Origin of the sequence: Pedobacter frigidisoli (genome assembly GCF_032678525.1) — a bacterium.
Lineage (GTDB): Bacteria > Bacteroidota > Bacteroidia > Sphingobacteriales > Sphingobacteriaceae > Pedobacter > Pedobacter frigidisoli_A.
Genome location: NZ_JAVTSE010000005.1, coordinates 106,512 through 119,720, shown reverse-complemented (window position 1 = coordinate 119,720; position 13,209 = coordinate 106,512). Strand labels below are relative to the sequence as shown.

At 40.4% G+C, this 13,209-nt stretch carries 10 protein-coding genes and 1 riboswitch; of the genes, 6 read left to right on the top strand and 4 right to left on the bottom strand.

Annotation, left to right across the window (positions count from 1 at the left end; genetic code table 11):
* Window positions 1-31: 31 nt before the first annotated feature.
* From R2Q80_RS15120 to R2Q80_RS15100, 5 genes are all read left to right on the top strand, one after another.
* Window positions 32-655 (top strand): (2Fe-2S)-binding protein, encoded by a 624-nt coding sequence (locus tag R2Q80_RS15120; RefSeq protein ID WP_316800396.1) that lies wholly within the window; start codon window positions 32-34, stop codon window positions 653-655.
* The gene (locus R2Q80_RS15115) at window positions 652-1,635 is read left to right on the top strand and encodes a xanthine dehydrogenase family protein subunit M (RefSeq protein ID WP_316800395.1); all 984 of its coding nucleotides are present in this window, start codon (window positions 652-654) and stop codon (window positions 1,633-1,635) included. The genes R2Q80_RS15120 and R2Q80_RS15115 overlap by 4 nt, the downstream gene beginning before the upstream one ends.
* 2 nt (window positions 1,636-1,637) lie before the next feature.
* Entirely contained in the window at window positions 1,638-3,767 is a 2,130-nt protein-coding gene (locus R2Q80_RS15110) for a xanthine dehydrogenase family protein molybdopterin-binding subunit (RefSeq protein ID WP_316800394.1), read from the top strand.
* A gap of 73 nt (window positions 3,768-3,840) precedes the next feature.
* Complete coding sequence (locus R2Q80_RS15105) at window positions 3,841-4,887, top strand: NAD(P)-dependent alcohol dehydrogenase (protein WP_316800393.1); 1,047 nt, start codon at window positions 3,841-3,843, stop codon at window positions 4,885-4,887.
* 116 nt (window positions 4,888-5,003) lie between these two features.
* Window positions 5,004-5,339: a Dabb family protein gene (locus R2Q80_RS15100; RefSeq protein WP_316800392.1), complete on the top strand. Its 336-nt coding sequence runs from the start codon at window positions 5,004-5,006 to the stop codon at window positions 5,337-5,339.
* A gap of 75 nt (window positions 5,340-5,414) precedes the next feature.
* Here R2Q80_RS15100 and R2Q80_RS15095 read toward each other — a convergent pair whose 3' ends face one another.
* From R2Q80_RS15095 to R2Q80_RS15085, 3 genes are all read right to left on the bottom strand, one after another.
* Window positions 5,415-6,659, bottom strand: coding sequence for a homoserine dehydrogenase (locus R2Q80_RS15095; RefSeq protein WP_316800391.1), 1,245 nt, complete (start codon window positions 6,657-6,659; stop codon window positions 5,415-5,417).
* Window positions 6,660-6,795: 136 nt separating this feature from the next.
* A complete protein-coding gene (metX, locus tag R2Q80_RS15090; protein ID WP_316800390.1) occupies window positions 6,796-7,854 on the bottom strand; it encodes an alpha/beta fold hydrolase in 1,059 nt (352 codons plus the stop codon).
* Between the two features lie 32 nt (window positions 7,855-7,886).
* Window positions 7,887-9,212 carry an O-acetylhomoserine aminocarboxypropyltransferase/cysteine synthase gene (locus R2Q80_RS15085; RefSeq protein WP_316800389.1) on the bottom strand — a complete coding sequence of 442 codons (1,326 nt, stop codon included), beginning with the start codon at window positions 9,210-9,212 and terminating at the stop codon, window positions 7,887-7,889.
* A gap of 286 nt (window positions 9,213-9,498) precedes the next feature.
* Window positions 9,499-9,609, bottom strand: a riboswitch (SAM riboswitch).
* A gap of 213 nt (window positions 9,610-9,822) precedes the next feature.
* Here R2Q80_RS15085 and R2Q80_RS15080 point away from each other — a divergent pair.
* Complete coding sequence (locus R2Q80_RS15080) at window positions 9,823-10,830, top strand: hypothetical protein (RefSeq protein WP_316800388.1); 1,008 nt, start codon at window positions 9,823-9,825, stop codon at window positions 10,828-10,830.
* 54 nt (window positions 10,831-10,884) lie between these two features.
* On the opposite strand, the gene R2Q80_RS15075 is transcribed toward R2Q80_RS15080, so the two are convergent.
* Window positions 10,885-13,155: a glycosyltransferase family 4 protein gene (locus R2Q80_RS15075; RefSeq protein ID WP_316800387.1), complete on the bottom strand. Its 2,271-nt coding sequence runs from the start codon at window positions 13,153-13,155 to the stop codon at window positions 10,885-10,887.
* Window positions 13,156-13,209: the final 54 nt, after the last annotated feature.

Sequence of the window (13,209 nt, the reverse complement as noted above, 5' to 3'; positions counted from 1 at the left end):
AATCAACAATCCCTCAAACAAAACATTTTTTATGCAATCATCTGACAAGGAATCTAATCCCGGCGATAGCAGGCGAGACTTTCTTAAGAAAAGTTCATTAATTACAGCTATTGCCTTAACTCCAGCCGTTGCGGTTAAAGCTGCCGAAAGCCAGGCAGATGAGCGCTTCGCCGAACTGTTTGAAAAAATCCCTTTAAATATAACGGTTAACAATAAAGCTTTGAAAACTTTTATTGAGCCCAGGGTAACGCTTTTGGATTACCTTCGCGAAGAATTGCATTTAACCGGAACAAAGAAAGGTTGTGATCATGGTCAATGTGGTGCCTGTACGGTTCATATTGATGGAGAGCGGGTAAATTCTTGTTTAAGTTTAGCCGTAATGAACGAGGGAAAGAAAATTACGACGATTGAAGGTTTGGCCATTGGCGAAGAGCTGCACCCGATGCAGGCTGCATTTATTAAACATGATGGATTTCAATGCGGATATTGTACTCCCGGTCAGATTATGTCGGCAGTTGCCTGTGTAAATGAAGGACATACGGGTTCGCGCGCAGAGATAAGCGAATACATGAGCGGAAACATTTGCAGATGTGGTGCTTATCCTAATATTGTTGATGCAATTATTGATGTGACAAAAGGAGGGTTGAAATCATGATCAATTTTCAATATCTCAGAACAACTTCTGCAAAATCCGCTTTGAGCATGATTGCAAAGGATCAAAATTCAAAGTTTATCGCCGGTGGAACCAATCTGATCGATCTAATGAAAAGAGGAATATCTACTCCCGGGAAACTGATTGATATCAATCACGTCCCTTTGAAACAGATCGAGTTGCACAAAGAGCTAGTTATCATTGGTGCCCTGGCATCCAATACCGCTGTTGCAGAGCATGCATTAATAAAAGAGAAGCTACCGCTCCTGGCCATGGCTTTGAATGCGGGTGCATCGGCACAACTGCGTAATGTAGCAACTGTTGGTGGTAATATGATGCAGCGTACCCGTTGTGGCTACTTCTATGATACGGAGATGCCCTGTAATAAAAGGCAACCAGGTTCAGGCTGTGGTGCTGTTGGTGGATTCAACAGGATGCATGCTATTTTTGGAACTTCAGATAAATGTATAGCTGTTCATCCTAGTGATATGTGCGTTGCCTTAACAGCCCTCGATGCCACAGTAGTGATTGCCGGCTCTAAAGGTGAACATAAGATGTTGTTTAAAGACTTTCATCGGTTGGCGGGAGATACACCTCAGTTAGACAATAATTTAAAGTCAGATGAAATGATCGTTCGATTGGAAATTCCTTTAAATAATGTTGCCGCACATTCACATTACCTGAAAGTAAGAGATAGGGCATCATATGCCTTTGCGTTGGTTTCTGTGGCTGCAGGAATTGAAATCACTGACCAGAAGATCACTGATGTTCGCCTGGCTATGGGTGGCGTCGCCCATAAGCCGTGGAGGTTAACTTCTTCCGAGAAATTCCTAATGGGAAAGGAAGCGTCTACTGAAAATTTTGAACAGGCTGCAAAAATAGCCATGACAGGTGCAAAGAGTTTTGGAGAAAATGATTTTAAGCTGCTGATGGCACCCAATACGATTATTGAAGCGTTAACCCTTGCAAAATCTAAAGTTTAATCATGCAAAAATCTATTTTGAAAGATCAGAACGATCGCGTAGACGGAATTGACAAGGTAATGGGGAGAGCAAAATATTTTGCCGAATATAACTTACCGGGACTAACATATGGTGTGCTGGTTACCAGCACCATTACAAAAGGAAAAATCAGCTCGCTTAATGCCAGGGCTGCAGAAAAAGCACCGGGTGTTATAGCAGTAATCTCTCACCTGAACAAGCCATCAGCCCCTGCCTATGAACAGGAAGGAGGACCGGCAATGAAAATCTTTTATACGGATAAGATATTTTTTAACGGCCAGCCGATTGCTATTGTTGTGGCGGATACCTTTGAAAGGGCAACGCATGCTGCGTCGCTTGTTAAAGTGGAATATGAAAAAGCGGATTTTAATACCGATTTTGAAAAGGCGGTAAATGATACTAAAGCAAAAAAGCTACAGGGGCAGCCTGATTATAAACGGGGAATACAGGATGCATATAAAACTGCTGAAGTTAAAATCGAAGCCAGATATCATTTGCCTATTGAAACGCACAATCCAATGGAACTCCATGGCATTATTGCCGACTGGCGGCCAAACAATCAGCTGATTGTATATGCAAAAACGCAGGGCGTTAAAGCTACGCAGGGAGCTATTGCTAATGTTTTTAAAATACCTGTAGAAAATATTCAGGTAAATTCTGAATTTGTTGGCGGAGGGTTTGGTATGGCTCTGCGTACCTGGCCCCTTGAGATCGCCACCGTTATGGCCTCAAAACACATTGCCAGGCCTGTAAAAGTTGTGATTACCCGTATGCAGATGTTTACCATGGTTGGCAACCGGCCTGCTGCAATACAAACTATTGGCCTGGGGGCAAATAAAGATGGTACTTTAACAGGTATTACCCATCGTGCATTTGGTGAAACATCTGCTTATGAGAACTTCACTGAAGGTGTAGTCAATATGGCTAAGTTCATGTATCAATGTGATCATGTGAACACTCAATATACAGTTGTTCCGGTGGATTTAGGGGTACCGATCTGGATGAGAGGGCCAGGAGAGGCTACAGGTGCTTTTGCGTTGGAAAGTGCCATTGATGAAATGGCGCATGCCCTGAATATGGATCCGTTGGAGTTTAGGATCAAAAACGATCCTGAAAAAGACCAGCAAAGGAACAAACCATTTTCAGATAAAAACATTAAAGAAGCTTACCGCATTGGTGCAGCAAAAATTGGTTGGAGTGAACGTAAAAATACACCAGGAAGCCTGATTAACGGTCAATGGAAAACAGGTTTCGGGGTGAGTATCGGCGTATTTAACGCCAACAGGGGAAGAGCCAGCGTGAAAGCAATACTAAGGTCGAATGGAACATTATTGATGCAAAGCGCAACGAGTGATATCGGACCAGGAACCGGTACTGGAATGTCGCTTATAGCTAGTCAGATTCTGTCTATACCGGTGGATAAAATAAAGTTCGAACTGGGAGATTCCTCATTGCCTCCTGCACCAAGTCAGGGAGGGTCGGCCACGCTTTCTACTGTGGGGTCGGCAGTAAATGATGCCTGTGTTGCCCTCAAATCAACTATTTCTGAGCTTGCGGCCAATTCCAACATGGATGCCACTGCAAATTTCGTTGAAGTATTGAAGAAGAATAATCTGCCGTCTATTGAGGTAACTAAACAAAGCCAGGCAGGGAAGGAACGCGACGAATATTCCATGTATTCTTTTTCTATTCACTTTGTAAAAGTAAAAGTGCACAGCTTAACGGGGGTAGTTAAGGTAGATAAAATTGTTTCTGTTGGTGACTCTGGTACAATCGTCAGTCCGAAAACAGCCCGTAGCCAGATGGTTGGGGGAGCGGTGGGCGGTGTTGGTATGGCGCTAACGGAAGAATCTATAGTAGATCATCGTTATGGGCGGTATATCAACAATAATTTTGCTGATTACCATGTTCCTGTTAACGCCGATATTCCAGAGATTGAAGTGCATTTCATTAACAAACCTGATCCCTACATCAATCCAATGGGAGCCAAGGGAATGGGGGAAATTGCGCTCATTGGCTTCTCGGCGGCTGTTGCCAACGCCGTATTTAATGCAACCGGAAAAAGAATCAGGACATTGCCAATTACGCCTGATAAAATATTGGCATCTTCCTGAAAGATTTCTTAAATGAATCAGATATGACGAAGCCTAAAGCTTTATCTTATAGCTTTGACCAAAATTTAATAATATGATAGCTGCAAAAGGATACGCTGTTCACAGCCAAACCGATAAACTGGCTCCATGGAATTTCGAGAGAAGAAATGTAGGGCCTAAAGATGTTTTAATTGAGATTTTATTTAGCGGAATCTGCCATTCCGATATCCACCAGGTTCGCAGTGAATGGGGACCTGCGCGTTATCCAATGGTTCCGGGGCATGAAATTGTTGGGCGTATCGCTGAAGTTGGTGCTGAAGTAACCAAATTCAAAGTTGGTCAACTGGCCGGTATCGGGTGTATGGTTGATAGCTGCAAAGAGTGTCCGACTTGTAGAGGCGGTCAGGAGCAGTTTTGTGAGAAAGGGGAAACCGTATGGACTTACAATAGCGTAGAAAGAGATAAAAAAACGCCTACATATGGTGGTTATTCAAATAAAATTGTTTGTACTGAGGAGTTTGTAGTTAGCGTTGCTGATACTTTACCTTTGGCTGGTGTAGCACCCTTGCTTTGTGCAGGAATTACAACCTATTCACCTATTAAAAGATGGGGAATTACTAAAGGGCATAAAGTGGCTGTTCTTGGTCTCGGCGGCTTAGGACACATGGCTGTTAAGTTTGCTGCTGCCTTTGGTGCAGACGTTACAGTTCTCAGTACATCTCCTTCCAAAGAACAGGATGCCAAAAAACTGGGCGCACATCACTTTGTGGTTACTAAAAACCCTGAAGAACTTAAAAAGTATGCTAAACATTTTGATTTCATTATTGATTCAGTATCGGCTCCCCACGATTATGAGATGTATCTGAAACTATTGAATGTGAATGGTGTACACATTTGTGTTGGCTTACCTCCTGAGCCTTTGAAATTTCCAGGTTCAGCTTTAATGCATGGTAACAGAGCGCTCACCGCATCCAGTATTGGTGGAATAGCTGAAACTCAGGAGATGCTGGATTTTTGTGCTGAACATGATATTGTTTCAGAAGTAGAAGTTATTAATATTAATTACGTAAATGAAGCTTATGAACGGGTATTGAGCAGTGATGTGAAGTATCGTTTTGTGATTGATATGGATACCGTTTAGGGGTAATTTTCACTTCTCGCGGGCAATTATTTAGCTCGTTAAATTAAAAGCAGTATTTTAGAATACTGCTTTTTTTATTCGCAATCATTTTTATATTTAGGATAAAATTAATTAAGATGATAGAAAATCTAAATAATAAAGGGAAAATCCAGCATTTTGTAATGTTCTGGTTAAAGCCGCAATTGACCAAGACAGAAGTGCTTGAATTCACTAATTTTTTTGAGCGTCTTAAGCCCATTAAACTCATCAGAACATTAAGTTACGGACTGGCAGCGAATACACCTGTTCGCCCCGTAACAGATAATTCATTTACTTATTCACTTACATTAACTTTTGATTCTATTGCAGATCACAATGCCTATCAGGAAGATAAGGCTCACCTGAATGCGGTTGAAGAGTTTTCGAAAAACTGGTATCGCGTTGTGGTACATGATACCGTGATTTTAGTTTAGCTATACGCAAAAGGTCGGAATCGCTCCGACCTTTATGCTTAACAACAAAACAAATAAAAAAATTAACCTTTATAATTATATTGAAGCCAGCTCAGCTGCAAATACATTTTCAGCAACTTGCTCCTGCTTGTAAATCTGTCTGCCTGTGTAAGCTACAAATGTTGTCTTATCTAATAAAAGGTCACGGTTTTTGATCAGACTTCCCAAGCTAACTGTTCCGATAATATATTTATACTCATTTGCCGCGTATCGCTCACTGATCTCGTCAAACTCCAGCAATTGTACCAGTGCCTCGTCTGCGTAACGGAGATAAATCTCCAGCAAAATATCCTCCGTATGCTTTACCTTATTTTCTGAGTGATATTTTTTATACTCATAACGGTAATCGTATCTTAATGCTGCGATATCTGAAAGCACTGCAGCACCGGTTGGATGCCCGCCGGCACCCTTGCCAAAGAAAAATTGTTTGTCGGCAAAAGCTGCCTGCACAGTTACTGCGTTGTATTCATTCTCAACGTTATAAAGGAAATCATCCTTAGCAACCAGTTTAGGGAGAACATAGGTGACTACATCACGGGTATTTACTTTACGTGCAGTGGGAACCAGTTTGATTTTAAAATTTTTCTCACGGGCATATTTGATGTCGTGCTGAGAAAGGTTCTGGATACCGATATTCAAGATGGCATCAGGATTGATGAATAATCCATAGGCATGTGAAGTCGCAATGGCTAATTTGTATTTCGGATCGTAACCGCCCACGTCAAGAATCGGGTCTGTTTCAGCAAAGCCTAAGTCCTGAGCTTCTTTTAACGCAGCCTCATAGCTCTGATTTTCATTAAAAATTTTCGAGAGAATATAATTTGATGATCCGTTGAAAATGCCGCTCAATGCATGGAACAATTCATTATCATAATATTCCTCCAGATTTCTGATAATTGGAATACTGCCACAAACCGCTCCCTCATAAAGTAACGAGGTTCCGTGTTTCTGCTGTAAGGCAACCAGTTCTTCCAGATGTGTAGCAATCATCTTTTTATTTGCCGACACCACATTTTTTCCATTTTTTAAAGCAGTTGTCACAATTTCATATGCTGCATCAGCATCATTGATCAGCTCTACAATGGTATTGATTTCTGAATTATTTAAAATTTCATTGCGATCAGTGGTGAATAAATCTTTGTTTAACGTTCGTTTTTTCTTTGGGTCTTTAATCGCGATTTTGACGATTTCCAGATTTAGGTTCTGGCTTTGGATGATATCCAGTAAACCTTGTCCTACAATTCCAAAACCAAATAAACCTATTTTTAAATTCTTACTCATATTGTTTTATTGTATCAGGTGGCGGCAGTATGACTAACTTTCAAGTTTTCACTCAGTGGAGAATGCAACAGGAAAACAGGATGCCGCCGAATTGTTTGTGTGTATGATATAAATGTATGCTTTGGCAGTTTTCAGCTTATGCAGTATGTTGCAGTTTAATAATTTTCTTGTTTGTACTTTCTTTAATGAATGTGCCGATGATATTAGTCAGCGCATTTGTTTCAATCAAAAATCCATCGTGACCGTATTGTGAACTGATTGCAGCAAATTCTGCATTTTCAATATGATCAGCCAGATATTTTTGCTCAGAAACCGGAAATAGAAAGTCGTTCTCGATTCCAATTACCAGTGTGTTGGATTTGATTAATTTTAATGCCTCAGCAATGCTTTTTCTGTTTCGCCCAACATTATGACTGTCCATTGCTTTTGTGAGATAATAGTAGCTATAGGCATTGAAGCGATTGGTTAATTTTTCCCCCTGATAATTCTGGTAAGATGATGCGCGGAAATGATCGGTCTTTTCATTTACGCTTTCGACCTGTGTACTGCCATATGCATTATAGGTCCGGTAGCTCAGCAATGCAATACTTCTTGCTGTTTTCAAGCCTTTTATTCCACCGCCAGGCTGATTGGAGTAAAAGGTTCTATCGCTGGTAATAGCCAGGCGCTGGCTTTCATTGAAAGCAATTCCCCAGGGAGAATGCACTGCATTTGTAGCTACAAGTATAAGGTTTTCTATTCTCGCAGGTTCTGTAATGGCCCATTCTACAGCTTGTTGTCCACCTAGCGAGCCTCCGATTAAAAGTTTGATGCCGTTGATACCAAGGTGTGTAGCAAGTACCTGGTGTGCGGAAACGAAATCGCGGATCGTGAATTGGGGAAATGATAAATAATAGGGTAATCCCGTCGCAGGGTTTGTACTTAAAGGATTTGTTGTACCATAATTGGAGCCTAATACGTTTGCACAAATGATAAAATGATCGTTCGGATTAAACAAAGCATTTTGGCCAAACAAACCTTCCCACCATTCAAAAACATCTGCATTAGCTGTTAAAGCATGACAAACCCAGATAACATTATCCTTGTTGCTGTTTAATTTGCCGTAAGTTTGATAGGCGATTTGCAGATCGCGTATTTTTTTTCCGTTTTCTAATTTAAATACTTTATCGTAATGATATGTTGAAACTGTGCTCATTGTAAAATGTAATAGGAGAACCTTGCTTAGGCTTATAGTGAATCGGATGTTAAGTTGATATTTATCGCTGCAAATGCCTGTTCGAAATCAGATTTGATATCATCTATATGTTCAATACCCACAGAAATTCTTAAGGCATTAGGTTTAACGCCGGCAGCCAATTGTTCCTGATCACTTAATTGTTGATGGGTAGTGGCCGACGGCTGAATAATTAATGTCTTTGCATCACCAACGTTAGCCAGATGGGTAATCAGTTTTAAACTATTAATTAGTTCGGTTGCGGCTTCTTTTGATCCGTTTAGTTCAAAAGATAAAACGGCCCCGAAACCATTGCTCAAATATTTTTTCGCCAGATTATTGTATTTGCTGCTAGCCAACCCGGGGTATGATACTTCCTTAACTGCAGGATGGTTTTCAAGCCATACCGCCAGTTCCAGCGCATTATCTACATGACGTTGAACACGAAGGGATAAGGTTTCCAACCCTTGTAAAAGCAGAAAGGAATTGAAAGGAGACAGGGCGGGTCCGAGATCCCTGAGCCCTTCTACACGTGCTCTGATGATGAACTGTATATTACCAAACGGACCATTCACACCAAATACATCACTAAAAACCAGGCCATGATAGCCTTCGGATGGCTTACTGAACTGGGGGAATTTTCCATTGCCCCAATTATAATTACCGCCGTCCACAATCACTCCGCCAATACTGGTTCCGTGGCCGCCTATCCATTTAGTGGCAGATTCTACCACGATGTTTGCGCCATGTTCCAAAGGTTTAAACAAATATCCCGCAGCACCAAATGTATTATCCACTACCAGCGGAAGATCATGTTTTTTGGCTATTGCAGCAATTTGTTCGAAATCAGGCACACTAAAAGCCGGATTACCAATTGTTTCCAAATAAATTGCTTTTGTCTTTTCCGTAATTTTTTCTTCGAATTCTTCAGGTCTGTCAGGATTAGCAAAGTCCACATGAATTCCCAGGCGTTTAAAAGCAACCTTAAACTGGTTGTAAGAACCACCATAAATATGTGATGAGGAAACGAGGCTATCACCTGCTTCCAGAATATTATTCAATGCGATAAATTGCGCCGCCTGTCCTGATGCTACCGCTAAAGCAGCAACGCCTCCCTCTAAAGCAGCAATACGTTTTTCAAAAACATCGTTTGTAGGATTCATAATCCTGCTGTAAATATTACCAAACTCTTTTAGTGCAAATAAATTTGCACCATGCTCGGCACTTTTGAATCCGTATGAGGTGGTCTGATAAATCGGAACGGCTCTGGAGCCTGTTGTAGGATCAATTTCCTGGCCTGCGTGAATTTGGAGTGTTTCAAATTTATATGGAGTTGACATGCTTTGATTTTTTAATAAGTGAAACTTGGATTTTGGAGAGTTGAATAATGATCCGGTTCATTAACGACCGGTAATCAGAATCCATTCAGGTTGCGTATCCCGCTTATGCCAGGACCTTCCAGTTTGAAAGTAAAACAAAAAAGGAAGATTTTAAACTTAGTGCATGCAACAGCACATACAAATACTCATTTTCGCGTCAAAGCAAAAGAAAGAAACAGCCTTTGTGTAGGGTTGGCTTGAACCAGATTCGCGCTGCGATTGTAGATATAATGTTTTCATCAGTTATAATTTATATTTCCAAATAACACCATGTTTTTTGGTCTGGATTTGGCACCTTCTCTTTCTGAGGGTTGCCAGTGGGTCTCTGAGCCAGTCTCTCGCCACTTCTTTATAAATCAATCCGATTAAGATTGACTTTTATCTGGCACATCTGCCAAATAATATTTCAAATATCAGAAATAATATTTGAATGACAAAATTAAATTCTGAAAAATATTTAATCAACTGAAAATTAGTGTATTGTTTGCGTGGGCTGTTGAAGATTGTATGGCGTTAACAGAAAATTAATAGTTAAAATATTATGTTTGTGTTACCTATAATCTAATCATTAATGAAAAACACAAAGAACATTTGTCTTGCCCTGGTTTTTATTCTGGCAGGGTTCAGTAAATCCAGTGCTCAGTTTGGGGGTCTGAAAGACAAGCTATTGCAGATGGGAGCCGCAAAAGGTGCAAAAGCTTTAGGCGTAGATCAGTTGTTAAAGCAGCCAGCATCGATTACTACTGCTTTCGAGGATGTTAACCGGGAAGGAGAGAAGATGCCAGAGTTTAACTCAGGGGCAAAGTTTCAGCCTTTATATCTATTGCCGAAAAATCCTGAGGGAGGATTTATTTTATGTGAAGGCTTTTACGAAATCAGTAACAAGAGTTATTGCTTGAAAGCAGGGACATTCGCACCATCAAAAGGTGATGGATATATGTTCGCACCTGTGCTTGGGCCAAAGAAACAAATTGTAATTTCGATTATCAAAAGTGCAGAAAAACATCCTGAAGTGAACCAACATGATATTCAGGCTTTGTTATGGACCATCATTGCCAGAACAAAATTTGCTGACTATTCAGGGACTGTAAAAGTTACAGCACTAACACTCCTGACAGCCAGGCAGCTTACACAGTTAGAAGGTGGAGCGCTCGGCGTTTTGCCATTTGATGTGATGGAAAAGGCAAAGGATCAACTTCCTTCAGGTGTTCGGGCAGTTTTTGAGGCTGAAAATAATATCCGGCAACTGGTGTCTTCGGGTAACTATAGCTATGCCGACCTGGAGAAGTACGCTATAGTTGCGGGCATGGCTCCTCCGAGGACCGACGTACCTAGTGGCATCTGGACTAAACACCCGGACGGTTATTATATCCGTTATTTTCCATCAGGATATGCAATAACAAAAGTGCAGGTGTATGTACCCAAAGAGCTAGTGGCAAATGGCAAGAAAATTATTTATGATGCAGCGGACGACATTGCCTGTCCGGCGAATACAGGATCACAGAGACTGGCGCAAACCAACGAGCCTTTAAATGCAGATTATTCAATTAAACTAACCACATCCTGTAACCCAAAATAAAATTAAAAACCCTGTCTAGCGTTAGGCAAGACAGGGTTAAAGAATGATTTATTTTTAACTAACTTTTCCTTGTTCTACCAGCGGGGAAGACAGGGTTTGATATTCAGATTCAGCCGCTTTTAACACCGCCAGATGAGATATGAAGTAAGCGAGCGTACTCTCTGCGCCCTGATTTCTATTCACACTATTGAATTGCAGACCATCGGCACAACCATTCGTTTCGAAATCATATAATGGGATATGTAAACTATTATTGCCTAAAAACCACTCATAACTCGTGTGCATGAAACTTAGATACTGATCATCTTTGGTTAGCTCAAAGGTTTTTGCATAAAGCAACACCATAGCCATCGTTTCAATTGCCTGTTGATCGTAAATAGGATTTTTACCATGTTTTTTCATCCAGCCTGCATTGCCAACCGGGTTTAAATATCCATTCTCAAATGAAAAAGAATTTAAAAAGGCTATACTCTCCATCGCAATGTTATACGACTCTACGTTTCCGGTTGCTTCTGAATGATGTAAAAGCGCTAGCGGCAGAATTGCATTATCATAGGTTAGAATATCCTCGTACCAATGCCAGGCGCCATCCTTATTTTTTGCATATGCATCTTTCAAAGAATTTGCAAGCCTGTTTATTTCTGCGACAAGTAATTCATCGCCGGGGTGAGCCGATAAATAGTGAGCCAAACCAATGATCGTATTAGCCATTCCGCGTAAATATTTGAGATCTTTGAAGTGCATGATGGAGTGTGAGAACAGTTCTCTGCCAAATTCGCGGTAAGAATTATTTGGTGCCGCGCAGATTAAATATCCAAGAGACCAGATTGTTCTTCCAAACGAGTCTTCTGAACCCACTTCATCGAGGTAATTTCGGTTGAAACTTAAAAAATTTCTGAAGTTACCATCTTCACGTTGCATATACTGTATAAAACTCAAATAGACAGGCATTAACTTTACCGCTTTTTGGTTTTTATCTTGTTCATATGCCATCAGCGCCATGATCAGCGCTCGTGCATTATCATCAATACAATACCCTTCCTTTAGATTGGGAATTCCAAAACGTGCATGTTGAATAATACCCGTATCATCTGTAAGCAACGAAATATGATTAAGGTTCAATGCAGGCATTCTTTCCACATCGATGATGGGTGGTATGGTGCGTTTCGGCTTTCTATCTGATTTAACTGCTTGTTCCAAGGTATCTAAGTAAACATTGCCAATTTGTGGCCAGCGTAAGTTAAGGCCATATTGGTACGCATTCTCTTTTAACTCGAGGTGCTTTTGTTGGTTATTCAATAATTCATTTACAATCGTAGCAAGCTGCTTATCATTTTTAAAGTCAAATAACCTACCCCTTTCATCAGCCAGCAATTCCTGTGCGTGCCAATAAGGTGTAGACACTACAGCTGCACCGGCACCAACTGCGTAAGATAAAGTTCCGCTTGTAATTTGCGCTTCATTTAAATAGGGTGTTATGTATAAATAGCAGGCGGTAAGGTATTGATGGAGTTCATCATCCGAAACAAATTTATTAACGAAACTGATATTTTTCTCTACGCCCAGATCTCTGGCAAGGGTTTTAAGACTATCACGGTATTCTTCACCATTGTGCTTTACAACTCCCGGATGAGTATTACCCAAGATAACATATAGAACATCCGGGTGTTGTTCAACGATTTTCGGAAGGGCTTTAATAACCGTTTCCAATCCTTTATTCCTGCTGATTAAACCAAAAGTGAAGAGTACTTTTTTTCCTTTAAATAACTCACTTTGCGAAATTTCATTATTAATTAATGGCTCCAGGTCCGGTACGCCATGCTCAATTAGTTTAATAGCAGCTTTTGGAATTTGATAAATACTGGTCAAAAATAAAACAGCTTTTTTACTCATTACAACAACCTTCGAAGATTTTGCAGCAATTTCTTTAATGATAGTTTGTTGCATGAAGTTAGGTTCTTTTAACACGGTATGTAAAACCGTAATAAAAGGTTTCTTTGATCTGTTGATGAATGAAAGCAGAAATACACCGCTGTTGCCACCATATATCCCAAACTCATGTTCAATAATGCAGGTATCAATATTGCTGTTATTGATAAAATCTGCAGCCTCTATGTAGTCCTGTTGATTTTGTTGTCGAATTACGAATTTAACCTCTGAAGGGTATGCATGTTCATCAAGATTTTCAGATTCGTTCAATGCCACCACAAAACTTTCGCCCGCTTCATAGGAGGGGTTTAAACTCAAAGCATTAACTAAATTCTGATTAAATGTTGCTAATCCACATTCACGTGGGGGGTAAGTTGAAATATAGGCGATCTTCATATTACTTTAATAGATTAAATGCACACTAACAACATAATCTTTGGGTAAATGGTT